This is a genomic window from Paraburkholderia hospita (genome assembly GCF_002902965.1).
In the GTDB taxonomy this organism is placed as follows: Bacteria; Pseudomonadota; Gammaproteobacteria; order Burkholderiales; family Burkholderiaceae; genus Paraburkholderia; species Paraburkholderia hospita.
The window spans coordinates 1,020,660-1,044,692 of the sequence record NZ_CP026107.1 but is presented as its reverse complement, the minus strand read 5'-3'; the positions used below and the strand labels follow the sequence as shown (position 1 = coordinate 1,044,692).

Sequence of the window (24,033 nt, the reverse complement as noted above, 5' to 3'; positions counted from 1 at the left end):
GACCGACTCTCATGTCTACGATTACCCAAGGCGCCCCAACCGTCACCGAATTGCGCGTCGTCCCCGTCGCCGGCCGCGACAGCATGCTGATGAACCTGAGCGGCGCGCACGGCCCGTTCTTCACGCGCAACATCGTGATTCTGCGCGACAGCGCGGGCAACACAGGCGTCGGCGAAGTGCCGGGCGGTGAGAACATCCGCAAGACGATCGACGATGCGCGTCCGTTCGTGGTCGGCCAGTCGATCGGCAATCTGCAGGCCGTGCTCAACAAGGTACGCAAGCAGTTCGCGGACCGCGACGCGGGCGGCCGAGGCTTGCAGACCTTCGATCTGCGCACGACGATCCATGCCGTGACAGCGCTCGAAGCCGCCTTCCTCGACCTGCTCGGCCAGCACCTGGGCGTGCCTGTTGCAGCGCTGCTCGGCGAAGGCCAGCAACGCGACGAAGTCGAAATGCTCGGCTATCTGTTCTACATCGGCGATCGGAACAAGACGGACCTGCCGTACGCGAGCGGCGTCGAAGGACGCGACGACTGGGAACGCCTGCGCACGGAAGAAGCGCTGACGCCTGAAGCCGTCGTGCGACTTGCCGAAGCCGCGCAGGCGCGTTACGGCTTCAACGACTTCAAGCTCAAGGGCGGCGTGCTCGCGGGCGACGCCGAGATCGAGGCGGTGACGGCACTGGCCGAACGCTTCCCTGAAGCACGCGTGACGCTCGATCCGAACGGCGCGTGGTCGCTGGCCGAAGCGATCCGCCTGTGCCACGACCAGCACGACGTGCTCGCGTATGCGGAAGATCCGTGCGGCGCGGAGAACGGCTACTCGGGCCGCGAAGTGATGGCGGAATTCCGCCGCGCGACGGGCCTGCCGACAGCGACCAACATGATCGCCACCGACTGGCGCCAGATGGGCCACGCCATTCAGTTGCAATCGGTCGACATTCCCCTCGCCGACCCGCACTTCTGGACGATGCAGGGCTCGGTGCGCGTCGCGCAGATGTGCAACGACTGGGGCCTCACGTGGGGCTCGCATTCGAACAATCACTTCGACGTTTCGCTCGCGATGTTCACGCATGTCGCGGCGGCTGCGCCGGGCAAGATCACCGCGATCGACACGCACTGGATCTGGCAGGACGGCCAGTATCTGACGCGCGATCCGCTGCAGATCGTCGGCGGCAAGGTGAAGGTGCCGGCGAAGCCGGGCCTTGGCGTCGAACTCGACATGGACGCGCTCGAAAAGGCACACGCGCTGTATCAGCAGCACGGACTCGGCGCGCGCGACGATGGCGTCGCGATGCAATACCTGATTCCGAACTGGAAGTTCGACAACAAGCGCCCTTGCCTCGTGCGTTGATTCTTCTGGCACCTGGAACCATTCCGGAATGACGCGGCCTGCGTGGCCGCCAATACTTCAACACTGACTGACACACCCAAGCGAACTCACTCATGACCACGCCACAAGAACTCAAAGCGATCGTATCCGAAGGCCTTTTGTCTTTCCCCGTCACCGACTTCGACAGCAACGGCGACTTCCGTCCCGACACGTATGCCGCGCGCCTGGAATGGCTTGCACCGTACGGCGCGACTGCCCTCTTCGCGGCGGGCGGCACGGGTGAGTTCTTCTCGCTGACGAAGTCGGAATATTCGAATGTGATCCGCACCGCGACGGAAACCTGCAAGGGCAAGGTGCCGATTCTCGCGGGCGCGGGCGGCCCGACGCGTGTCGCGATCGAATACGCGCAGGAAGCCGAGCGCAATGGCGCGCAGGGCGTGCTGCTGATGCCGCACTATCTGACGGAAGCGTCGCAGGAAGGCATTGCCGCCCACGTCGAGCAGGTGTGCAAGGCGGTGAAGAACATGGGCGTGATCGTTTATAACCGCTCGAACTCGAAGCTCGGGGCGGATTCGTTGGAGAGGCTCGCGGACAAGTGTCCGAACCTGATCGGGTTCAAGGATGGTGTGGGTGATATCGAGAGCATGGTGACCATTCGCCGGCGCATGGGCGATCGGTTCTCTTATCTTGGTGGTCTGCCGACTGCTGAAGTTTATGCTGCTGCTTATAAGGCGCTGGGCGTGCCTGTGTATTCTTCGGCTGTGTTCAATTTCATTCCTAAGACGGCGATGGAGTTCTATCGCGCGATTGCTGCGGATGATCATGTCACTACTGGCAAGTTGCTTGATGAGTTCTTTTTGCCTTATCTGGCGATTCGGAATCGTCGGCAAGGTTATGCTGTGAGTATCGTTAAGGCTGGGGCTAAACTTGTCGGCCATGACGCTGGGCCCGTACGGGCGCCCCTCACCGATCTGAGTGAAGACGAGGTCGCGCAGCTTGATGTGCTTATCAAGAAGCTTGGAGCGCAGTAAGGGGGTTTTTGTCTGCGACGCTGGTGGGGGTTTTGCATTTGCGGTGTTGGCAGTGCTGGTTGGTTTGCCTGTTCTTTCGCTGGCTCCGCGCTTTGCCTTCGTGCTTCAAGCGTCGCCCCTGTGCGGGGCGGCACCTACTTTTCTTTGCCGCCGCAAAGAAAAGTAGGCAAAAGAAAGCGGCTAACACCGCTAACTCTTCTTCCTGCCTGAGGGCCCCCAACGGGTCTTACGCTTCACACGGCAATCACGTGACCCACGTTCGTTGCCAGCGCTCTAAATGAGCGCCTCACCCGCTTCACTTATCCGCGTCGCAGCATGCCGTGCCAGATATCCCACCGCCGCCCAGGTGGCAAACTGTGTGTAGGCCGTAGAGCCTCGCGCGCCTCACTCTGGATCGATAGCGCACGCGTCCCACCATGTAAGAGCGCTAACGTGTACGTCGCGACAACCTACACACAGTTTGCCACCTGGGCGGCGCAAACCATTCGCTGTCGCTCGCCCGTGTATGGGAGTTCGAAGCGGGTGAGGCGTTTATTCGAAGCGTTTGCAACGCGCGCCAATAGAGACGTTGCCGTGTGAAGCATAAGACCCGTTGGGGGCCCTCAGGCAAACACAAGGGCTGGCGGTGTTAGCCGCTTTCTTTTGCCTACTTTTCTTTGCGGCGGTGTACAGACTGGAGACATCGTTGACACATGTACAGGGACATCGCTGACACATGATGGTCAGGGTTTGGGCTCCTTCAGGTCAAGTTTTTCGACACGCTGATGGGCGAACCAGAACTCGATCACCCCGTCTTCGTCCTCGCTCGGGCGGGCTGCCACATGCAAGCCCTTGAGCGCAATCGAGAGCTTCAGTTTCTCGCCCCGGAAGCGCACCACGCCGCTTGAGTTGACCAGTAAAACTTCATCGCCGGACTCGTATTCGGGCTCCGGGAGGCGATCGGGCATCCTGCTCAGGCTGCACGCGTAGCGGGTAATCGGCGTGGCCATCCCGAGTGCCTCGTGTGGACGCTCGGTGTTGTACACCTGCCGCCAGCGATCCAGTGCCTGCTGCACGTGCTCGTGCGTGCTGAAGGCGTGCCGCTGCAGCACTTCGGCCTTCAGCGAGCGGTGAAACCGTTCGTCCTTGCCATTGGTCTGCGGGTGATACGGCCGGCTGTAGCTCACATGGATACCCAGCCGGATCAGCCAGACCGCGAGCTCGGTGAACTGTCCCGGCGCGCTGGGCGAGCCCCACGGCGCGCCGTTGTCGGTGTTGATACGCGAGGGTAGCCCGTAGCAGCGGAACGCCTGCTCGAGCGCTTCCTGCACGACCTGCGTGGTGGTGCGCGAGCAGGCGCTCAGCACGATGTTGTAGCGCGAGTGATCGTCGATGACCGTCAGCGGCGCGCAGCGCCCGCTCTCCAGGGTCGGGAAGTCGCCCTTGAAGTCCATTTGCCACAGCGAGTTCGGATGCTCGTGCTCGAAGCGTTGCCAGTGCTGGCGCTGGCGCGACGCCTGTTCGTCGATCATCCCGTGGCGCCGCAGGATCTCGGTGATGGTGGCGGGTGCGGGCACCTCGGTCTGGCCCAGATCGCGCAGGCGCTGTGCGATCTTGCGTCCGCCCCAGCCGTGCTGGCAGCGCAGGTCCAGCACCAGCGCTTCGATGTGCTCCGGTGAGCGTGTGGGGCTGTGATGCGGGCGGCGGGAGCGGTCGGCCAGTCCGTCGACGCCTTCGCTCTTATGGCGTCCAAGCCACTTGTAGCCCGTCTGACGGGTGATCTTGTATTTGCGGCACAACTCGCTGAACGGCACCGCCTGCGTGGCGGCATCGCGCACGAAGTCTTCGCGGAGATTCATGGTGTCTTTTGCATCCCAGGGCATGGTTGGAATCCGGGCGTTTGATTACCCGAAAGTGTCAGTCATGTCCCTGTACACCTGTCAGCTATGTCTCCAGTCTGTACACGGCGGCAAAGAAAAGTAGGTGCCGCCCCGCACAGGGGCAACGCTTGAAGCACGAAGGCAAAACGCGGATGCCAGCGCAAAGGCCAAAACACCAAACGGCGACGCCTGAAGCACGAAAGCAATACGCGGACGCCAGCGCAAAGGCAAAAAAACCGAACCGCTTACGCAGCAAACATGCCAGCGAAAAACAAAAAAACCAAACCGCCCACACCGCGAAGGTGCCACGCGAACTCTGACGAACCGCGAGCGCGCGGCTTGCAAAACCCACGACAACTGCTTACATCCAACACAAGCCGCGCATGGGCACCCCATGCTGTTGCATCAACCGCACGCGCCCGGCATCAGCCGCGAATCAGCCAAACAAGGCTGGCAGAAGGAAAGCGTCGCTGACAGCCAGCCCCATCCCCCCGAACGTCAAAACCTGACATCTGTTTCCCCCGCGACAAGCGGTAACGCCCAGCAACACCCCCGTAACCCGCCCTCAGGCGGACACCCGTAGCATCGTTGTCACCCCGCCCGCCGCATGCCCTCGCGCACGGGCCGTCTCTGACAACCGCTGATGAACCTTTCGCGTCCCTTTATCGAACGCCCGGTGGCGACGACGCTGCTTTCGCTTGGCATCGCGCTCGCAGGCATATTCGCTTTCGTCCGGCTTCCCGTCGCGCCGCTACCGCAAGTCGACTTCCCGACCATCTCCGTGCAGGCCAGTCTGCCCGGCGCAAGTCCGGACACCGTTGCGAACAGCGTCGCCAGTCCGCTCGAACGGCATCTCGGACAGATCGCCGACGTCACCGAAATGACCTCGCAAAGCTCCGTAGGCATGACGCGCATCACGTTGCAATTCGGTCTCGACCGCAACATCGACGGCGCGGCGCGCGACGTGCAGGCCGCGATCAACGCCGCGCGGGCCGATCTGCCTTCGAGCCTCAAGAGCAATCCGACCTATCGCAAGGTCAATCCCGCCGACGCGCCCGTCCTAATTCTCTCGCTCACGTCGCACACGTTGACGCAGGCGAAGCTCTACGATCTCGCGTCGACGATCCTCGTGCAGTCGCTGTCGCAATTGCCCGGTGTCGGCGAAGTGGATGTGAACGGCTCGGCCAATCCCGCCGTGCGCGTCGAGTTGAATCCGACCGCGCTCTATCACTACGGCATAGGCCTCGAAGACGTTCGCGCGGCGCTCGCGTCGGCGAATGCCAACAGTCCCAAAGGAATCATCGAAAGCGAAGGCAGGCGCTTCCAGCTCTATGCGAACGATCAGGCGCGCGCCGCCGCGCAATACAAGGACCTCGTGATCGCGTATCGCAACGGCGCAGCCGTGCGCCTGTCGGACGTCGCCGAAGTCGTCGATTCCGTCGAGGATCTGCGCAACCTCGGCCTCGCCGGCGACAATCAGCCGTCGGTGCTGGTGATGCTTTACCGGCAGCCCGGCGCGAACATCATCAGTACCGTCGATGGCATCCGCGCGACCGTCGCGCAACTCAAGCCCGCACTGCCCGCCGACGTCGACATTCTCGAAGCCTCGGACCGCTCGACGACGATCCGCGCCTCGCTGCGCGACACGGAAGCCACCCTGCTGATCGCCGTCGCGCTGGTGATACTCGTCGTGTTCTTCTTTCTCGGCAGCGCGCGGGCTGCGTTGATTCCAAGCGCGGCCGTGCCTGTGTCGATCGTCGGCACGTTTGCGGTCATGTATCTGCTCGGCTATTCGATCGACAATCTGTCGCTGATGGCTTTGACCGTGGCAACGGGCTTCGTCGTCGACGATGCGATCGTCGTGCTCGAAAACATCGCGCGGCATCTCGAAGCGGGCAAGTCGCGCATGCAGGCGGCACTGCTCGGCGCGCGCGAAGTCGGCTTCACCGTGCTGTCGATTTCGATCTCGCTGATTGCCGTGTTCATTCCGATCCTGCTGATGGGCGGCATCATCGGGCGGTTGTTTCGAGAGTTTGCGGTGACGCTGTCGGTTGCGATACTCGTCTCGCTCGCCGTATCGCTCACGACGACACCCATGATGTGTTCACGGCTGCTCGCGAGCACAAAGCGCGATAACGGCGGCAACGCATCGCGCGTGCAACGTCTCTCACATTTGCTTACGCAGCCGCTGGAACGCATGCGTGAAGGTTACGCGCGAACGCTCGACTGGTCGCTGCGCCATCCCTTGCTGATGATGTCGTTGCTGCTCGTCACCATCGCGCTGAACGTGTTTCTCTACATCGCGATTCCCAAGGGCTTTTTCCCGCAGGAAGACACGGGCCGGTTGATCGGCGGCATTCAGGGCGATCAGAGCGTGTCGTTTCAGGCGATGGAAACGAAGCTCAAGCAACTGATGCAAATCGTTCGCTCGGACCCTGCGGTGGCGAGCGTGGTCGGCTTCACAGGCGGACGTCAGACCAATGCGGGTTTCGTGTTCGTGTCGCTAAAGCCGCTGTCAGAACGCAACCAGACTGCCGATGAAGTGATCGCGCGGCTGCGTCCCGAGTTGAACGAAGTGGCCGGCGCGCGTCTCTATCTGCAACCCGTGCAGGACATTCGCGTCGGCGGCAGGCAGAGTAACGCGCAGTATCAGTTGACCTTGCTAGGCGACACGAGCGGCGACGTGTACAAATGGGCGCCGCGCCTGACTCAGGCGTTGCAGGCGCTGCCAGAGCTCGAAGACGTCAACTCGGACCAGCAACAAAGCGGACTCGAAGCCGATGTCGATATCGACCGTGCGACGGCCGCGCGCCTCGGCATCACGCCCGCGCAGATCGACAACACGCTGTACGACGCGTTCGGTCAACGGCTCGTCTCGACGATCTACAACCCGATGAACCAATACTATGTGGTGATGGAAGTCGCGCCGCGTTACTGGCAGCATCCGGAGACGCTGAACGATCTCTACGTCAGCACATCGGGCGGCACGCCGAGCGGCACGCAGTCGACGAATTTTGTCGCTGGTACAGTCAGCGGTCCAAGCGCCGAGAGCACGTCGCAAAGCAGTTCGAATGCCGCGCAAACATCGGGGGTCGCGCAAGCCGTCACGACACCGGGCGGCACCGCGACTCCCACGCAACCCATAGCCGCGTCCGCGACGAGCGCCGATGCAGCCAGCAGCACGAGCGCGGCATCCGACGTCGTCGTCACGCTTCCCACAGCGGGCGCAACGCCGTTCGCGCTAGCCGTTCCCGCACTAAACAGCACGAGTACGAGCGGCACGACCTCGACTACAACGAGCAGCGCCGCCACCGTCGCCGCCGACTCGGCCCGCAACCTCGCGATCAATTCGCTCGCGGCGAGCGGCCATTCCAGCGCATCGGCGGGCACGTCCGTCAGCACCGCGCAGGAAACCATGATCCCATTCAGCGCCTTCGCGCGCTTCAAACCGGGCCACACAGCGCTCGGCGTGAACCATCAGGGCAGTTTCGTCGCCACCACGATCTCCTTCAACCTGCCGCCGCATGAATCGCTCTCGACAGCGATGACAGCCATCAACCGTACGATGATCGACATCGGCATGCCCGCGTCCCTTCACGCGAGCTTCGAAGGCACGGCGCGTACCTTCCAGCAGTCGCTGTCGGACGAGCCGCTGCTGGTGGCCGCCGCGCTGCTGTCCGTGTATATCGTGCTCGGCGTGCTGTACGAAAGCTACGCGCATCCGCTGACCATTCTGTCGACGCTGCCTTCGGCAGGCGTCGGCGCGCTGCTCGCGCTAATGCTGTTTCACGTCGAGTTCACGGTGATGTCGCTGATCGGCGTCATTTTGCTGATCGGCATCGTCAAGAAGAACGCGATCATGATGGTCGACTTCGCGATCGACGCGTCGCGCTCGGGCATGTCGCCGCGCGACGCGATCTACCACGCGAGCCTGATGCGCTTCCGCCCCATCATGATGACGACCTGCGCCGCGCTGCTCGGCGCGCTGCCGCTCGCGCTAGGCAGCAGCGAAGGCGCCGATCTGCGGCGGCCGCTGGGCATTTCGATTGTCGGCGGATTGATCGTGAGCCAGATACTGACGCTGTATACGACGCCCGTCGTGTATCTGTATGTCGACCGCCTCGGCGTCTGGCTGCGCTCGCGTTTTGCGCGGCGAGCGCTTCAGTAAATACCCTGATGACGCGATCCATTCCCGCCGTTTGCTCAAATAGATAGCAGAAATAGTTGGTTTGGCCGCCAGATAGCGTTCACTAGACTGCAACTCATCTTGTCATAACAAGTTGAGCCATGTCGAAACCGGCCAGCCCCCTCGTCCCCGTTACCTCCGTTCCGCTCTACGCGCAGATTAAAGATGCGCTGCGCGTGCAGATTCTCGACGGCACCTACGCACCGCATTCGCAGATGCCGTCCGAGCACGAACTCTGCGCGATGTACGGCGTGAGCCGCATCACCGTGCGCCAGGCGCTCGGCGACCTGCAAAAAGAAGGCCTGTTGTTCAAGCTGCACGGTAAAGGCACGTTCGTATCGAAACCAAAGGCGTTTCAGAACGTGAGTTCGCTGCAGGGCTTTGCGGAAGCGATGTCGTCGATGGGCTATGAGATCGTCAACCAGCTGCGCAGCTTTCGCGTCGTCGAAGCCGATCGTAACGTAGCCGCGCGCCTTGGGCTCGAAGAAGGTGCGCCCGTCACGGAAATTCATCGCGTGCGGCTGCTCAACCGCGAGCCGGTATCGCTCGAACTGACGTGGCTTCCCGAAGCGCTCGGCACGCGTCTGGCGAATGCCGATCTCGTCACGCGCGACATCTTCCTGATCCTCGAAAACGACTGCGGCGTGCCGCTCGGCCATGCGGATGTCGCGATCGACGCGATCCTCGCCGACGACGAAATCGTCGACGCGCTGCGGGTCGAGGAAGGCAGCCCGGTGCTGCGCATCGACCGACTCACGCACGACGCGGCAGGCACGCCGATCGACTACGAACATCTGTACTTTCGCGGCGATGCGTTTCAGTACCGCTTCCGTATCGACCGGGAAAAAGCGGGCAAAAGCGCGAAGCACAACGCAACGAGGAAAGCACGATGAACACCCATGTACTCGAATACGACATCGTCGTGGTCGGCGGCGGAACGGCGGGACCGATGGCCGCTGTCAAGGCGAAGGAAGCCAATCCGAATCTGAAGGTCTTGCTGCTCGAAAAAGCTAACGTCAAGCGTAGCGGCGCGATATCGATGGGCATGGACGGCCTGAACAATGCCGTCATCCCCGGCCACGCGACACCCGAGCAATACACGCGCGAAATCACCATCGCCAACGACGGCATCGTCGATCAGGCCGCCGTCTACGCGTACGCGAAGCACAGCTTCAAGACGATCGAGGAACTCGACCGTTGGGGCGTGAAGTTCGAAAAGGACGGCACGGGCGATTACGCGGTCAAGAAAGTGCACCACATGGGCTCGTATGTGCTGCCAATGCCCGAAGGACACGACATCAAGAAAGTGCTGTACCGGCAACTGAAACGCGCGCGCATCGCGATCACGAATCGCATCGTCGCGACGCGTCTGTTGACCGACGCGCAGGGCAATGTGAACGGCGTGATGGGCTTCGATTGCCGCACGGCCGAGTTCTACGTGGTTCGCGCGAAAGCGGTGATTCTATCGTGCGGCGCGGCGGGCCGGCTCGGCTTGCCCGCCTCCGGCTACCTGATGGGCACGTACGAGAACCCGACCAACGCAGGCGACGGCTACGCGATGGCCTATCACGCGGGCGCGGCGCTGGCGAATCTCGAATGCTTCCAGATCAATCCGTTGATCAAGGACTATAACGGTCCCGCCTGCGCGTATGTGACGGGTCCGCTGGGCGGCTTCACGGCGAACGGCAAGGGTGAACGCTTCATCGAATGCGATTACTGGAGCGGGCAGATGATGTGGGAGTTCTATCAGGAACTCCAGAGCGGCAACGGCCCGGTGTTTCTCAAGCTCGATCACCTCGCCGAAGAAACCATCCAGACCATCGAGCAGATCCTGCACACGAACGAACGTCCGAGCCGTGGGCGCTTTCATGCGGGACGCGGCACCGATTACCGGCAGCAGATGGTCGAGATGCATATCTCCGAGATCGGCTTTTGCAGCGGGCACAGCGCGTCAGGCGTGTATGTCAACGAGCACGCGGAGACGACGGTGGGCGGCCTTTACGCTGCCGGCGACATGGCCGCCGTGCCGCACAACTACATGCTCGGCGCGTTCACGTATGGCTGGTTTGCAGGTCAGAGCGCAGCCGCTTTCGTTGCGGGCCGCGAACATGCGCCGCTCGATCAAGAACAGATCGATGCCGAACGCGCGCGCGTCTATGCGCCGCTCGAACTCGAGCATGGGCTTGCACCTGCGCAGGTCGAGTACAAGCTGCGCCGCATGGTCAACGATTATCTGCAGCCGCCCAAGGTGACGCGCAAGATGGAAATCGGCCTGCAACGCTTCGAGGAAATCGCCGACGACATCGCGTCGATCAAGGCCACGCATCCGCATGAACTGATGCGCGCCGCCGAAGTGCGTGCCATCCGCGATTGCGCCGAAATGGCTGCGCGCGCGTCGCTGTATCGCACGGAAAGCCGCTGGGGCCTGTATCACCACCGCGTCGATTATCCGCAGCGCAACGACGCCGACTGGTTCTGCCATACGCATCTGCGCAAGGATGCATCGGGCCGCATGACCAGCGAGAAACGCGCGGTCGAACCGTACATCGTGCCGCTCGATGAACGCGAACGCGGCTCGTACAGCAACCTGCGCATTCACGACGACAAACCCGATCCGCGCGCGAACGCCCAGGCGCTCGCCGATGTGACCGCCTGACAGGAGCACCCGCGATGTCCTTCACCCCGCACGACATTCTCCATCGAAGCGCGGCACCCGTCACGATCGACGAAAGCAAATGCATCGCCGATAAAGGCTGCACGGTATGCGTCGACGTCTGCCCGCTCGATCTGCTCGCGATCGACGTCACCAAAGGCAAGGCCTATATGCAGTTCGACGAATGCTGGTACTGCATGCCGTGCGAACAGGATTGCCCGACGGGTGCCGTGAAAGTCGATATTCCCTATCTGCTGCGCTAGCGAGACGACGCGAGCAAACAGCACTCACTGTCCTTGCATTGACACCAACGAAAGAGCCGACATCATGACCATCCGCTACGCTCTACCGCACTTCATCTCCGTTGCTTCCCTCGCCCTCGCATTCACTGCGGGCTCGGTGCATGCCGAAACGATCCGCGTCGCCATCGGCACGCAGGACACGACGATCAACTGCGCGACAGGCGGCTTGCTGATCCGCGAACTGAATCTGCTCGACAAGTATCTGCCGCATACGGGCAAATACAAGGACGTGACCTACGACGTGCAATGGAAAGATTTCACGTCCGGCGCGCCGATCACGAACGAGATGGTTGCGGGCAAGCTCGACTTCGGCGTGATGGCGGATTTTCCGGGCTCGCTGAACGGCGCGGCGTTCCTGAAGGCGGGCCGCAAGAGCGAGTTCATTACGGTGTTGTCGGGCAGCGTGGAGGGCAGCGGCAACGGCATCGTCGTGCCTGAAAATTCGCCGATCCGTTCGATCGCCGACCTCAAGGGTAAAACGATTTCCGTCCCCTTCGCATCGACGTCGCACGGCATGCTGCTGCGCGCGATCAAGGCGCAAGGCTGGAACCCCGAAACCGACGTGAGCATCATCACGCAGGCGCCGGAAGTGGCGGGCAGCGCGCTGAAGGCGAACAAGATCGACGCGCATGCGGACTTCGTGCCGTTCGCGGATCTGTTTCCTTATCGCGGCATCGCGCGCAAGATTTACGACGGCGCGCAAAGCCATGTGCCCACGTATCACGGCGCACTCGTCGATGCGGCCTATGCGCAGAAGTACCCCGAAGTGGTCGTCGCGTATCTGCGCGCCGCCATCGAGGCAAACCGTCTGATCGCGCAAGACCCCGAGAAATACAGCCTGCTAATCCAGAAGACGACGGGCATCGAAGCACCCGTCGATTATCTGTATCACGGTCCACTCGGCCTGCAGACACGCGACCTTACATGGAAGCCAGAGTACCGTCAGGCCACGGCGACCGCGATCGAAACGCTGAAGCTGCTGAAGAAAACGGACGTCGATCTGGATGTGAACACGTTCATCGACGACCGGTATATCCGCCAGGCGTTCAAGGAATCCGGACTCGACTACGACGCCGCGCTGAAGAACTACGCGAAGCAACCGCTCGTCGCCAACGACGCCGTGACAGGCAAGCCAATTCGCGACTTCAACGACGTCGCCCAGGTGTGGCTCGACAACGAAGCGAAGGTCCGCAATTACGCATCGGCGGATGAAGCGTTCGCGGCACTCGGCAAGATCGAGCAGTCGGGCGTCAAGGCGCGTGCCGTGTTCGTTCACGATCACGCAAGCGGCCTCAAGCTGTTCGCGAATCAGGCGTGGTATGTGAAGGACGCACACGGCGCGATCACCGCGTTCCTGCTGAAAGCCGGCGCTGACCAGTACGCGCAACAGGTTTCGGGCTCCGTCGTTGATTATGCCGCCGCGAAAACGGGCGCGGCGCAAGCCGTCGCGTCGCGCTGAACGCGTTTCATCGTCACGCCACATCGGGAAAACGTCTATGGCCGCCACCTTTGAACTCCGCGACAGACGCGAATCGACACGCCGACGCGCGCCCTTCTTCACGCCAACGACCAAACGTCGTGCGTGGCGCGCGGCATCGCTCGCGGTATGCGTCGCGCTCTGGCAACTGGCCGTGCACTTCAGGCTGTCGGCGGGCTTCATCACGTTCGCGAACGTGCCCGCACCTTCCGATGCCCTGCCCGCGCTGTGGTCGTTGCTGCATTCGCCGAAGCTGCCGATGCATCTGGCCGCGAGCATCTGGCGCGTGCTGGCGGGCTTCTGTGCCGCGACGGTGGTCGGCGTCGGGCTGGGTCTCGCGATTGGCCGCTACCGAGCCGTCGAAGATACCGCGCTGCCCGCGCTCGAAGTGCTGCGCCCCATTCCCGCCGTCGCGTGGATACCGCTCGCGATCCTGATGTTTCCGTCGTCGGAACTCAGCATGATGTTCATCACGTTCATCGGCGCGCTGTTTCCGATCCTGCTCAACACCGTGCATGGCGTGGAAGGCATCGATCCACGGCTCGTTGCGACGGCCCGCAGCCTCGGCACGAAACCGCTTGCGCTCTATACGGAAGTGATACTGCCGGGCGCCGCGCCTGCAATTTTCACGGGCCTCGCGATCGGCATGGGGACCGCGTGGTTCTGTCTCGTCACCGCAGAGATGATCGCGGGTCAATACGGCATCGGCTACTTCACGTGGGAGTCGTACACGTTGCAGAACTACCCGGATATCGTCGTTGGCATGGCGCTGATCGGCGCGCTCGGGATGGGCAGCAGCGTGCTCGTCAAACGTCTCGGCGTCGCGCTGACGCCGTGGTACAGACTGCAGGAGACCCGCCGATGAGCAGCGTCGCCATTGAAGCCGCCACCACGGCGGCCAGCATCAGCGTGCGCGGGCTGGCCGTCGAAGTCGGTCCGCCGCATGCACGCATCGCCACGCTCGAAGGCCTCGACGCCGATATCGCGCCCGGTCAGTTCGTCTGCGTGCTCGGCCCTTCGGGCTGCGGCAAGTCGACCTTGCTCGGCGCGATAGCGGGCCACATCGCCGCGACGCAAGGCATGATCGCCGTCGACGATGAAGCCGTCGACCGTCCGCATCCCGAGCGCGGCCTCGTGTTTCAGCAGCACACGCTGTTTCCATGGAAGCGCGTGATCGATAACGTCGCCTTCGGCCTCAAGATGAAGGGACTCGGCGCGAGCGAGCGCCGCAGGCAGGCGGCCGAACTGCTGGAACTCGTCGGGCTCGGCGGCTTCGACTCGCACTATCCGGCGCAGCTGTCGGGCGGCATGCAGCAGCGCGTCGAAATCGCGCGCGTGCTGATCAACCGGCCGCGCGTGCTGCTGATGGACGAGCCGTTCGGCGCGCTCGACGCGCAAACGCGCCGCATGATGCAGACGTTGCTGCTCGATATCTGGGCGAAGGTGCGCACCACCATCGTGTTCGTCACACACGACATCGAAGAAGCGCTGTTTCTCGCCGACCGCATCCTGATGCTGTCGCAGCGCCCGGCACGCGTGGTCGCGGATATTCCCGTGCCGCTGCCGCGCCCGCGTCGCGACGATACGACGCTCGACCCCGCCTTCATCGATATCAAGCGCCAGTGCCTTGCACTGCTGCGCGAGATGGCATGACGCCGCGCAACTTCACACTTTGATCGTCCATGACCGACTCGACCATTCTGACCTACGATCCCCAAACACTCGCGCCGGAAGCGGCGGCGTTACTGCCGCGTCTCGCGGATGCCGATGCCGTCGTGCGACGCATCGCGCTGCTCGAACTCGCCGACCTCGAAGACCCCGATGCGCTGCAACCCATCGTCGTCGCGCTGAAGCACGATGAATCCGCCGACGTGCGCAGCGAAGCGGCGCGCGTGCTCGGCGCATGGGAGCAACGGGAGATCGTCGCGGCGTTGTGCGAGGCGTTGACCGATGCGGAACGCGATGTGCGCGAAGCGGCTGCGTCGAGTCTGTCGGCGTTGAAGGACGCGTCTTCCGGCGAAGTGTTGTGCGCGTGGGTCGATCATCCCGAGCCGTTCGTGAAAGCGGCCATACTGCGCGCATTGCGCGAACTGCGTTATGCCGACGCGTTTTCAGCCGCAGTACGCGCGCTCGATCATGACGATGCAGGCGTGCGCATCGAAGCCGTCGGTGTGCTTGGCTGGCTCAAAGACTCACGCGCGCTCGTGCCGCTCGCGCGTGTCGCGACGCGTGACACCAGTGCGGAGATTCGCCGCGTGGCCGTCGGCGCATTGGGTTTCGCGCCTGCGGACGATACCGAGATAGCCGACGCGCTGCTACACACACTCGCCGATTCGGCGTGGCAAGTCCGCGAAGAAGCCGCAACGACGCTCGGCAAGCTGCGTGCACAATCCGCTCGCGACGCACTGATCGCCGCGCTCGATGACGCCTACTGGCAAGTGCGCCTGCGCGCGGCGCGCGCTTTGGGTCAACTGGGCGACCGCGCCGCCGCGCAGCCGCTAGTCGCACTGCTGTCGCATGCGATCAGCAACTTACGCAAGGAAGCGGCGCTCGCGCTCGGCGAACTGCGCGATCCATCTACACTAGCCGCGCTGGAACACGCACTCGACGACGCCGATCCCGAAGTCCGCAAGGCTGTGCGGATCGCGTTGCAGCAGATCGGGCAAACCACGCAATGAAAACGCCTAGGCACATCGAGATCGACCACGCAATGCACACGCTGACGCTGCATTGGCCCGACGGCGCGACACAGTGTGTCACGCATCGCGTGTTGCGGCAGCTTTGCCCTTGCGCCGAATGCAAGCGTCTACGCCTGCGTGGCGGTGAGCCCGTCGTCCCGGACGACATCGCCGTGCTGGACGTTCGCCCCGCCGGATACGGCGTCCAACTGCTGTTCAGCGATAGCCACGAACGTGGCATTTTCCCGTGGGAGTTTCTGGAACGCCTGCCAGCCACGCTCTGATTCACGCATGTCGAGCCATGTCTAACATGCGCACTCGATATCTTTATCTGAATTTACTATTTAAATTCTGCATAACGCAGTGATAGCCTGATTTCGACCTGCAGACGCTTAACGCGTCTGCTTTCACATCCAATCGTCCGTCGAAGCGGAACATACGGCAAGGAGCCAACGTGAGCGTCGAATTCATCGGCATGATCCAGCAGCGCAAGGTATCGGAAACGCATCTGCCCCAAGGCCCCGCGATCGATACCGACTATGTGCGCGCCTTTGCGCAGGCCCACGAGAACGCGGGCTTCGATCGCATACTCGTGCCGCACAGTTCGACGAGCCCTGACGCGACCATCACGATTGCGTATGCCGCGAGCGTCACGTCGCGCGTGCACTTCATGCTCGCGCACCGTCCGGGCTTCGTCGCGCCGACGCTGGCCGCGCGGCAACTGGCTACGCTCGATCATTTCTCCGGCGGGCGCCTCGCCGTGCACTTCATCTCTGGTGGCAGCGACGAGGATCAACGCCGCGACGGCGACTATCTCGCGCACGACGAACGCTATGCGCGCACCGACGAATATCTGCAGATCCTGCGACGTGTCTGGACTGAAAACGAACCGTTCGATCATGAAGGCCGTTTCTATCGCTTTGAAAAGGCTTTCTCCGATGTGAAGCCGAAGCAGACGCCGCATGTGCCGATCTATTTCGGTGGCGCTTCGGAGGCTGCGCTCGCCGTCGCGGGCAAGCACGCCGATGTCTACGCGCTGTGGGGCGAATCGAAACAACAGGTCGCGGAACTGATCGCGCGCGTGCGCGCCGAAGCGGCAAAGCATGGCCGCAACGTGCGCTTCTCGGTGTCGTTCCGTCCGATTCTCGCGTCGACGGAAAAGGCGGCGTGGGAACGCGCCGAGCACATCCTCGAAGAAACACGGCGTCTGCGCGTCGAACAGGGCTTTTCGCGCGGCGGCCCGCAACAGAGCGAAGGCGCGAAGCGCCTGCTGGCCGCGTCGGGCGACGGCGTGCGCGCCGACGACCGGCTGTGGACGGCAGTCGCGAAGGAAATCGGCGGACGCTCGAATTCGACGGCGCTCGTCGGCACACCGGCGCAGGTCGCCCAAACGCTCTCCGAGTATTACGAACTCGGCGTGACGACCTTCCTGGTTCGCGGCTTCGATCCGCTCGAAGATGCAATCGACTACGGGCGCGAACTGATCCCCACGACGCGCGAGTTGACCGCCCGCGTCCGCCGCGCCGCGTGACGACGGGAGCATATAAAAACATGAGCACTGCACTCCACGATACGCCCTCGCTCCCGCTTCGCCAGACGCCCGTGCGCAAGTTCTGGTTCGACGACGACGCCGCGCCGCAGCGCACGCTTGCGCAGGAACGCCGCCATCGGCAAGAGCGCCTTGCGGGCGCATTCCGTCTGTTCGCGCGCTATGGCTTCGCGCAAGGTCTCGCGGGTCACATCACCGCGCGCGATCCCGAATGGACCGATCACTTCTGGGTCAATCCGCTCGGTAAGCATTTCGGCCGAATTCGCGTGTCGGACCTGTTGCTCGTCAACCGACACGGCGAGATCGTCGTCGGCGAGGGTCCCGTGAATCAGGCGGCATTCGCGATTCACGCGGCGATTCATGAAGCGCGGCCCGACGTCGTGGCCGCTGCGCACACGCATTCGCTGTACGGCAAAGCGTGGTCCACATTGGGACGCAAGCTCGATCCGTTGACACAGGACTCGTGCTCGTTCTACGAAGACCACACGCTGTTCGACGACTTCAGGGGCGTGGTACTCGATACGGACGAAGGCGCGCGCATCGCCGACGCGCTCGGCCAGCACAAGGCGGTGATCCTGAAGAATCACGGCATTCTGACGGCCGGGCCGAGCGTCGAAGCGGCTGCATGGTGGTACATCGCACTCGACAACGCCTGCCACGCGCAACTGCTCGCCGAAGCCGCGGGCACGCCGCAACCGATCCCGCACGACATCGCCGCGTTGACGCATCAGCAGGTCGGCCGTCCGGGCGGCGCGCTGCACTCGTTCGAGAGCCTATATGAAGAGCTTGTCGAAGAAGAACGGGAGTTGCTCGACTGATGGCGATTCACAAACTGCGTCATTTTATTGGCGAAATCGCGGCGCTCGTCGATGCTGATACCGCTGAACCCGAATTGCTCGAACGTGGCGGGCATGCGTTGCGCGAGCTGATCCACGCCGACGACTGGCTGCCCGATGCCTTTGCGCAACCGTCCACCGAGCGTTATCAGCAATACCTGCTGTATGCCGACGTGCAGCAACGCTTCTCCGTGGTCAGCTTCGTCTGGGGCCCTGGACAACAGACGCCGATCCACGACCATACGGTGTGGGGTTTGATCGGCGTGCTGCGCGGCGCGGAACTCGCCGCCCCTTTTACGCGCGACAGCGACGGCACACTGCGCCAGGCCGGCGACGAAATACGCCTTGAAAAAGGCGCTGTCGAAGCGGTCTCGCCGCGAATCGGCGATATTCACCGCGTGCGCAATGCGTATGATGATCGCGTGTCCGTCAGCATTCACGTCTATGGCGCGAACATCGGCGCAGTGCTACGTTCGACGTACGCGCCGGACGGCCTCAACAAGCCGTTTATCTCCGGCTATTCGAACGAAACCATCCCGAACCTGTGGGACCTCAGCAAGGAACGTCGTCATTCATGAAGTCATATCCCCAGCGCACTTATGAAGACGTGCGCGAAGCGCTGCTCGCCAGGCGTGAAATCGCCCTGCTCGATGTGCGCGAAGAAGATCCGCATGCGCAGTGTCACCCGCTGTTCGCAGCGAATCTGTCGCTGTCACGCATCGAACTCGACGCGTGGACGCGGCTGCCGCGCCGCGACGTGTCCATTGTGCTGTTCGATGCAGGTGAAGGCTTCGCGGAGCGCGCCGCCGACAAGTTGACCTCGCTCGGTTACACGAACGTCGCGTTGCTCGCGGGCGGGCTGGACGGATGGATACACGCAGGCGGCGAAGTGTTTCGTGACGTGAACGTGCCGAGCAAGGCATTCGGCGAGTTCGTCGAAGCGCACCGGCACACGCCTTCGCTTTCGGCGGAAGCCGTCGATGCGTTGCTGAAGAACGGCGACGATATCGTCGTACTCGACGCGCGCCGCTTCGACGAATATCAGACGATGAACATTCCGGGCAGTATCAGCGTGCCCGGCGCAGAACTCGTGCTGCGCGCGCGTGCGCTCGCGCCGAAGCCGACCACACGTGTGATCGTCAATTGCGCGGGGCGTACGCGCAGCATCATCGGTACGCAATCGCTCGTCAACGCGGGGCTGCCGAATCCCGTCGCTGCGCTGCGCAACGGCACGATTGGCTGGACGCTCGCGGGCCAGCAACTCGAACATGGCAGCGACCGGCGCTTCGATTCGCAAGCGGGACTCGACGCGGCGGACATCGATGCATCGCAGCGTGCCGCACTCGCGCTCGCGCAACGCGCCGGCGTGAGCCGCACCACGCTCGACGAAGCCGCGCGCTGGGCCGCCGACTCGTCGCGCACCACCTATCGATTCGACGTGCGCACGCCCGCCGAATACGAACGCGCGCACGCACCCGGCTTTCAGGGCGCGCCGGGCGGACAGCTCGTGCAGGAGACGGACATGTTCGCGCCTGTGCGCGGCGCGCGTGTCGTGCTGTTCGACGACGACGGCGTACGCGCGAACATGACGGCTTCGTGGCTCGCGCAGATGAACATCGACACCTACGTGGTGGACGCCACATCGCCGGACGAACTGACGGCCAGCGGCCCGTGGCAAGCCGCGAAGCCGCAGCCTGCTTCGACGCAAACGCTCTCGCCCCGAGAACTCGCGGCGCTGCTCGCGGACACGGCGAGCGGTACGGTCGTGCTCGATGTGACGTCGAGCGCCAATCATGTGAAGGCGCATATACCGGGCGCTCACTGGATCGTGCGCTCGCATCTGTCGAATGCCTTCGACGATCTGCGCGCGTTGCCCGATGCGAAACGCTATGTGGTGACGTGCGGAACGAACGCGCTCGCGCCATACATCGCACCGGAAGTCGCGGCGTTGACGGGCAAGCCGGTGCATGTGCTCGACGGTGGAACGTCGGCCTGGGTACGCGCGGGGTTGCCTGTCGAAAGCGGCGATTCACATCTCGCTTCGCCGCGCATCGACCGTTATCGGCGCCCCTATGAAGGCACCGACAATGCGCGCGAAGCGATGAACGCGTATCTGGAATGGGAATACGGCTTAGTCGCGCAACTGGATCGCGACGGTACGCATGGGTTCTTCGTGATCTGATCTGCGATCGTCGGGCGTTGCCAAAAAGCTCAAGCCGCGCGCGACAAACGCGCGGCCTTGAAGCTCTTTTCGATGCTTTCCGACAGCACCGTCAACGCCGACTGCATCTTGCCGAGCGCGCGCGAGCGCACCATCCACACGGCGATTTCAGGCTTGAAATCACTAAGCTGAATCACGTCGAGTTGCGCCGCGTACGCGCTTGCATCTAGCAGCGGCAACGGCACGAGACCCAGCCCGACGCCATCGGCGACGAGACCGAGTTGAAGCTCGGTACCGAGCGTTTCCAGATTCAGCTTCAATGCATAACCCTGCGCGGCAAGCGCATGCTGTAGCCCCGCGCGAAAGCCGCAGCCATCGGGATTCAGCACCCAGCCATACGCCTGGCATTCGGCCAGCGTATGCACGCGCTTTTTCATGCTGCCCTTGCGCGCAACGACCGCCAGCTTCAACGGACCGAGCACCTCGCCTACCAGCGCTTCCGGCAGCGCACGATTGGCGGGCAGCAGCACGACAGCCGCATCCAGTTCGCCGTCTTCGACCTTTTGCAGCAGCGGATTGCCCCAACCCGTCGATACACGTGCCTGCAATTCCGGGTGCGCTTCACGTAACGCATGCAAGGCCTTGAGCATCGCGACGTCGGCGACCGTCTGCGCGACGCCAAGACGCAGTACGCCTGCAAGCGGCGCATCGTCGGTGACGAGATGCCTGAGGGCTTCGACTTCGCGCACGATCGCGCGGCATTGTTCGTAGACGGCGCGCCCCATCGGTGTGGTCTTCAACGGCTTCGTGTTGCGGTCGAGCAAGGCCACACCGAGTGCTTCCTCGAAGTTCTGGATGCGGCGCGTCACAGCGGGTTGAGTGAGCGCCAGCGCATTGGCCGCCTGATTCAGCGATTGGCTGCGCACGACAGCGACAAAGGCCTCGATCTCATCGAGTTTCATTGAGTACTTTCCACTTGATGAAGTATTGACGAATGATGTGTCGAGCTTAACGTGATTGACGTATCGCATTCAAGGCCGCACACGCATTTCGATCTCGCATATTAGCAAAGCAGAACAATGCGTTTGCCTTATAAAAACCGCCTGCGTATCGTAGGCTTTTCATACTCTCTCGCGTCCATCACGATCCATCATGCACCGTCTGATTGCCCGTCTTCTTCTCATTGCGTTCTCCGCCGCGCCGTTCGCCGCTCATGCCGACACGATCCTCAAGGTCGGCGATCAGCAATTGCAGACGCGCGGCATTCTCGAAGCATCCGGGCAGTTGAAAGACGTGCCGTACAAGATCGAATGGTTCAACTTCCCCGCTGCGCAGCCACTTGGCGAAGCGTTGAATGCGGGTGCGATCGATGTCGGCGGACTCGGCGATGCGCCATTGATCTTCGCCTACGCCGCTGGCGCGAAAGTGCGTGCCGTCGCGGTAACCCGCTCGCAACCCATCGACCTCGCGATCATCGTCCCGGATCAATCGCCTATCAAAAGCGCCGCCGATCTGAAGGGCAAGCGCATCGCGACAACGCGCGGCTCGATTGGCCATTACCTGGCAATCGCAACGCTGGAGCGTGCGGGCATCAAGCTCTCCGATGTGTCGCTGCGCTTCATGCAGCCCGCCGATGCAAAGGCGGCACTCGCGTCGGGCAATGTCGATGCGTGGTCCACATGGGACCCGTACGTCGCGCTCGCCGAACAGCGCGATCACGACCGCAGCATCGCGAATGGCGTGAATCTCTCGTCGGGACTGAGCTTCCAGGCCGCAACGGAAGACTCGATCAAGGCCAAGCGCGCGGAAATCGCCGACTTCCTGAAGCGCGTCGCGGCCGGGCAGCGCTGGGCGCTGTCGCATCCCGATGAAGTCGCCGCGATGCAATCGCGCGTCACCGGTTTGCCGCCCGAAGTGCTGAAGACCGTCTATCAGCGCGCGCAACTGCACCCTATCGCCATCGACGACCATGTGGTCGCCGAACAGCAAAAGACCGCCGATCTCTATCACCGCGCCGACGTCATCAAAACGCGACTCGACGTCGCGCCGAGTTTCGACCGTCAGTTTCCGCTGGATGCGCAGTGATCTCGCGCCGCGCATTGTCTAGCTCCATCGACACACAGAGTCCGATATGACACGCCGCCATCCCGACAGTGCACTCATCGATACCGAGCGCGACGCCGATGCCCTCGAGGCGCTCGCGGATCTCGACAGTCCGCATGCCGATGCCTGGCTCGCTGCATTGACCGATGAGTTCGCCGCAAGCGCCGCCGCGCTCGACGCAGGGCCGCATTTTCCACACGACAACCTCGCGAAGCTGCGCCGCGCCGGACTGCTTTCGTTGACGGTGCCGCGCGCGCTCGGTGGCCGCGAAGCGACGCTCGCGCAAACGTTGAAGGTGATACGTGCAATTGCGCGCGGCGAGCCTTCGACAGCGCTGATCGTCGTGATGCAATGTCTCTACCATCTGCGTTTGCAGGCGAATCCCAACTGGCCGATCGCACTCAAAGAACGCATTGCGCGCGACGCCGTCGAGCGCGGCGCGCTCATCAATTCGCTGCGCGTCGAGCCGGAACTCGGTTCGCCGTCGCGCGGCGGGCTGCCGGGTACCGTCGGCAAACAGGAAAACGACCACTGGATATTGAACGGCCGCAAGCTCTACTCGACAGGCAGCCCAGGGCTGACATGGTTTGCTGTATGGGGCCGCACGGATGAAGCGTCGCCGCGCGTCGGCACATGGCTCGTGCATCGCGACACGCCCGGCATCCGCTTCGGCGAACCGTGGAATCATCTCGGCATGCGCGCGACGGGCAGTCACGAAGTCATCTTCGACAATGTGCGCGTGCCGCTCGATCACGCTGTCGATCTGCAATTCCCCGGTCCATCAAACGGCATGGACCCTGTCACCAGTCTCTGGATGAACGTGCTGTTGCCTTCGATCTACGACGGTGTCGCGCGCGCGGCCCGCGACTGGTTCGTGCATTGGACAGCGCAACGCGTGCCGTCGAGCCTGAATGCGCCGCTGTCGAGCCTCGACAGTTTTCAGCAGACGGTAGGACGCATCGACGCATTGCTCTTCAACAATCGCGTGTTGCTCGATGCGGGCGCGGCCGGCCACGTGAGCGCAACGGAAGCGCCGACGATCAAATACCTCGTGAGCCAGCACGCAATCGAAGCCGTCGAGTTCGCGCTCGAAGCGAGCAGCAACCCGGGTTTGAGCCGCAACAACGCGCTCGAACGCCATTATCGCGACGTACTGTGCGCGCGCATTCACACGCCGCAGAACGACACGGTGCTTGGCAATCTCGGGCGCGCGGCGTTCGCGTCGCTCCAATAGCGCGACCGTGCAAACCACTTGAACGTCGTGCCAATTCGACATTTTCGAGCTTCCATTCACCTGACAATGCATTCACACACCGCCGTGCGACATCGATGCGGCGCCATGCGAATCAGACGATCAGGAGACGATCGTGAACGATCGAAGCAAACGGTTGACCCTCGTGTCGACGCGGTGCCCAACGGGCACACGCTTGAATGCATTGGAAGAATCGCCTGTTGCTGAACGGTCTGCATGCCCGTTCGATTTGCGAGGCGCATACGATTCCGCACGAACGCGCGTCAAGTACTGGAGCGCAACGGGCGCGTTCTGGGGTGGCGCATGGGGCCTGCTATGCGGCCCTACACTCTTTTATTCCGCAACGGGCACAGGCCTCGAAGCCGATATCAAACAGGCACTCGCTTCGCTGATTTGCGGCGCCGCAGGCACGATGGTCGGCGCGGCATTCGCAGGCATCGCCGCGATGCTGACGCGTCGGCGTGCGCACTCCATGCAAGCACGTGCGTTCACTTCGAGTGGATTGCGTATCGTCGACATCAACGAAGCTCGCGCCTACGGCTTGTATAGCGACCATCGCCCGATGCATACAACCACCGAAGAGCAGGAGCAATAACGCCGTTACCCGTGGCGCAA

The 24,033-nt window shown here is 62.8% G+C and carries 21 protein-coding genes; 19 read left to right on the top strand and 2 right to left on the bottom strand.

Annotated elements, in window-relative coordinates:
• Nucleotides 1-11: 11 nt before the first annotated feature.
• Nucleotides 12-1,352, top strand: a complete 1,341-nt coding sequence (gene gudD, locus C2L64_RS37950) for a glucarate dehydratase (RefSeq protein WP_007576825.1) — start codon at nt 12-14, stop codon at nt 1,350-1,352.
• A 92-nt stretch (nt 1,353-1,444) separates the two neighbouring features.
• On the top strand, nt 1,445-2,362 hold the full coding sequence (gene kdgD / locus C2L64_RS37945) for a 5-dehydro-4-deoxyglucarate dehydratase (protein ID WP_007576823.1): 918 nt from the start codon (nt 1,445-1,447) through the stop codon (nt 2,360-2,362).
• 722 nt (nt 2,363-3,084) lie between these two features.
• Here kdgD and C2L64_RS37940 read toward each other — a convergent pair.
• A complete protein-coding gene (locus tag C2L64_RS37940; RefSeq protein WP_103153690.1) occupies nt 3,085-4,224 on the bottom strand; it encodes an IS481 family transposase in 1,140 nt (379 codons plus the stop codon).
• A gap of 125 nt (nt 4,225-4,349) precedes the next feature.
• Here C2L64_RS37940 and C2L64_RS53620 point away from each other — a divergent pair, with 125 nt between their 5' ends.
• From C2L64_RS53620 to C2L64_RS37875, 14 genes are all read left to right on the top strand, one after another.
• Nucleotides 4,350-4,541, top strand: coding sequence for a hypothetical protein (locus tag C2L64_RS53620; protein WP_131542576.1), 192 nt, complete (start codon nt 4,350-4,352; stop codon nt 4,539-4,541).
• Nucleotides 4,542-4,864: 323 nt separating this feature from the next.
• Nucleotides 4,865-8,389, top strand: coding sequence for an efflux RND transporter permease subunit (locus C2L64_RS37935; protein ID WP_007576821.1), 3,525 nt, complete (start codon nt 4,865-4,867; stop codon nt 8,387-8,389).
• 119 nt (nt 8,390-8,508) lie between these two features.
• Complete coding sequence (locus C2L64_RS37930; protein WP_007576819.1) at nt 8,509-9,300, top strand: GntR family transcriptional regulator; 792 nt, start codon at nt 8,509-8,511, stop codon at nt 9,298-9,300.
• Nucleotides 9,297-11,063: a fumarate reductase/succinate dehydrogenase flavoprotein subunit gene (locus C2L64_RS37925; protein ID WP_007576817.1), complete on the top strand. Its 1,767-nt coding sequence runs from the start codon at nt 9,297-9,299 to the stop codon at nt 11,061-11,063. The genes C2L64_RS37930 and C2L64_RS37925 overlap by 4 nt, the downstream gene beginning before the upstream one ends.
• A gap of 14 nt (nt 11,064-11,077) precedes the next feature.
• On the top strand, nt 11,078-11,323 hold the full coding sequence (locus C2L64_RS37920; protein WP_007576815.1) for a 4Fe-4S dicluster domain-containing protein: 246 nt from the start codon (nt 11,078-11,080) through the stop codon (nt 11,321-11,323).
• 64 nt (nt 11,324-11,387) lie between these two features.
• Nucleotides 11,388-12,821 carry an ABC transporter substrate-binding protein gene (locus C2L64_RS37915; RefSeq protein WP_007576813.1) on the top strand — a complete coding sequence of 478 codons (1,434 nt, stop codon included), beginning with the start codon at nt 11,388-11,390 and terminating at the stop codon, nt 12,819-12,821.
• A gap of 37 nt (nt 12,822-12,858) precedes the next feature.
• The gene (locus tag C2L64_RS37910) at nt 12,859-13,704 is read left to right on the top strand and encodes an ABC transporter permease (protein WP_007576811.1); all 846 of its coding nucleotides are present in this window, start codon (nt 12,859-12,861) and stop codon (nt 13,702-13,704) included.
• Entirely contained in the window at nt 13,701-14,492 is a 792-nt protein-coding gene (locus C2L64_RS37905) for an ABC transporter ATP-binding protein (RefSeq protein ID WP_007576809.1), read from the top strand. The genes C2L64_RS37910 and C2L64_RS37905 overlap by 4 nt, the downstream gene beginning before the upstream one ends.
• Nucleotides 14,493-14,521: 29 nt before the next feature.
• A complete protein-coding gene (locus C2L64_RS37900; protein WP_007576808.1) occupies nt 14,522-15,517 on the top strand; it encodes a HEAT repeat domain-containing protein in 996 nt (331 codons plus the stop codon).
• The gene (locus tag C2L64_RS37895; protein WP_007576807.1) at nt 15,514-15,801 is read left to right on the top strand and encodes a gamma-butyrobetaine hydroxylase-like domain-containing protein; all 288 of its coding nucleotides are present in this window, start codon (nt 15,514-15,516) and stop codon (nt 15,799-15,801) included. Before C2L64_RS37900 ends, C2L64_RS37895 begins: the two co-directional genes overlap by 4 nt.
• 170 nt (nt 15,802-15,971) lie before the next feature.
• Nucleotides 15,972-17,048, top strand: coding sequence for an LLM class flavin-dependent oxidoreductase (locus C2L64_RS37890; protein ID WP_007576805.1), 1,077 nt, complete (start codon nt 15,972-15,974; stop codon nt 17,046-17,048).
• A 20-nt stretch (nt 17,049-17,068) separates the two neighbouring features.
• The gene (locus C2L64_RS37885; protein WP_007576804.1) at nt 17,069-17,884 is read left to right on the top strand and encodes a class II aldolase/adducin family protein; all 816 of its coding nucleotides are present in this window, start codon (nt 17,069-17,071) and stop codon (nt 17,882-17,884) included.
• Nucleotides 17,884-18,480 (top strand): cysteine dioxygenase family protein, encoded by a 597-nt coding sequence (locus C2L64_RS37880; protein WP_007576802.1) that lies wholly within the window; start codon nt 17,884-17,886, stop codon nt 18,478-18,480. The genes C2L64_RS37885 and C2L64_RS37880 overlap by 1 nt, the downstream gene beginning before the upstream one ends.
• On the top strand, nt 18,477-20,084 hold the full coding sequence (locus C2L64_RS37875; RefSeq protein ID WP_007576800.1) for a rhodanese-related sulfurtransferase: 1,608 nt from the start codon (nt 18,477-18,479) through the stop codon (nt 20,082-20,084). Before C2L64_RS37880 ends, C2L64_RS37875 begins: the two co-directional genes overlap by 4 nt.
• Nucleotides 20,085-20,113: 29 nt before the next feature.
• On the opposite strand, the gene C2L64_RS37870 is transcribed toward C2L64_RS37875, so the two are convergent.
• Nucleotides 20,114-21,025 carry a LysR family transcriptional regulator gene (locus C2L64_RS37870; protein WP_007576798.1) on the bottom strand — a complete coding sequence of 304 codons (912 nt, stop codon included), beginning with the start codon at nt 21,023-21,025 and terminating at the stop codon, nt 20,114-20,116.
• A 190-nt stretch (nt 21,026-21,215) separates the two neighbouring features.
• Between C2L64_RS37870 and C2L64_RS37865 the strand changes: the two genes are divergently transcribed.
• From C2L64_RS37865 to C2L64_RS37855, 3 genes are all read left to right on the top strand, one after another.
• Nucleotides 21,216-22,148: an ABC transporter substrate-binding protein gene (locus C2L64_RS37865; RefSeq protein ID WP_007576797.1), complete on the top strand. Its 933-nt coding sequence runs from the start codon at nt 21,216-21,218 to the stop codon at nt 22,146-22,148.
• A 46-nt stretch (nt 22,149-22,194) separates the two neighbouring features.
• Nucleotides 22,195-23,400, top strand: a complete 1,206-nt coding sequence (locus tag C2L64_RS37860; protein WP_007576795.1) for an acyl-CoA dehydrogenase family protein — start codon at nt 22,195-22,197, stop codon at nt 23,398-23,400.
• A 133-nt stretch (nt 23,401-23,533) separates the two neighbouring features.
• Nucleotides 23,534-24,013, top strand: a complete 480-nt coding sequence (locus C2L64_RS37855; protein ID WP_007576793.1) for a hypothetical protein — start codon at nt 23,534-23,536, stop codon at nt 24,011-24,013.
• Nucleotides 24,014-24,033: the final 20 nt, after the last annotated feature.

Bases quoted from the DNA above. Each gene is read 5' to 3' on its own strand.
- gudD (WP_007576825.1), top strand. From the start codon at position 12: ATGTCTACGATTACCCAAGGCGCCCCAACCGTCACCGAATTGCGCGTC.
- kdgD (WP_007576823.1), top strand. From the start codon at position 1,445: ATGACCACGCCACAAGAACTCAAAGCGATCGTATCCGAAGGCCTTTTG.
- C2L64_RS37940 (WP_103153690.1), bottom strand. From the start codon at position 4,224: ATGCCCTGGGATGCAAAAGACACCATGAATCTCCGCGAAGACTTCGTG.
- C2L64_RS37935 (WP_007576821.1), top strand. From the start codon at position 4,865: ATGAACCTTTCGCGTCCCTTTATCGAACGCCCGGTGGCGACGACGCTG.
- C2L64_RS37930 (WP_007576819.1), top strand. From the start codon at position 8,509: ATGTCGAAACCGGCCAGCCCCCTCGTCCCCGTTACCTCCGTTCCGCTC.
- C2L64_RS37925 (WP_007576817.1), top strand. From the start codon at position 9,297: ATGAACACCCATGTACTCGAATACGACATCGTCGTGGTCGGCGGCGGA.
- C2L64_RS37920 (WP_007576815.1), top strand. From the start codon at position 11,078: ATGTCCTTCACCCCGCACGACATTCTCCATCGAAGCGCGGCACCCGTC.
- C2L64_RS37915 (WP_007576813.1), top strand. From the start codon at position 11,388: ATGACCATCCGCTACGCTCTACCGCACTTCATCTCCGTTGCTTCCCTC.
- C2L64_RS37910 (WP_007576811.1), top strand. From the start codon at position 12,859: ATGGCCGCCACCTTTGAACTCCGCGACAGACGCGAATCGACACGCCGA.
- C2L64_RS37905 (WP_007576809.1), top strand. From the start codon at position 13,701: ATGAGCAGCGTCGCCATTGAAGCCGCCACCACGGCGGCCAGCATCAGC.
- C2L64_RS37900 (WP_007576808.1), top strand. From the start codon at position 14,522: ATGACCGACTCGACCATTCTGACCTACGATCCCCAAACACTCGCGCCG.
- C2L64_RS37895 (WP_007576807.1), top strand. From the start codon at position 15,514: ATGAAAACGCCTAGGCACATCGAGATCGACCACGCAATGCACACGCTG.
- C2L64_RS37885 (WP_007576804.1), top strand. From the start codon at position 17,069: ATGAGCACTGCACTCCACGATACGCCCTCGCTCCCGCTTCGCCAGACG.
- C2L64_RS37880 (WP_007576802.1), top strand. From the start codon at position 17,884: ATGGCGATTCACAAACTGCGTCATTTTATTGGCGAAATCGCGGCGCTC.
- C2L64_RS37875 (WP_007576800.1), top strand. From the start codon at position 18,477: ATGAAGTCATATCCCCAGCGCACTTATGAAGACGTGCGCGAAGCGCTG.
- C2L64_RS37870 (WP_007576798.1), bottom strand. From the start codon at position 21,025: ATGAAACTCGATGAGATCGAGGCCTTTGTCGCTGTCGTGCGCAGCCAA.
- C2L64_RS37865 (WP_007576797.1), top strand. From the start codon at position 21,216: ATGCACCGTCTGATTGCCCGTCTTCTTCTCATTGCGTTCTCCGCCGCG.
- C2L64_RS37860 (WP_007576795.1), top strand. From the start codon at position 22,195: ATGACACGCCGCCATCCCGACAGTGCACTCATCGATACCGAGCGCGAC.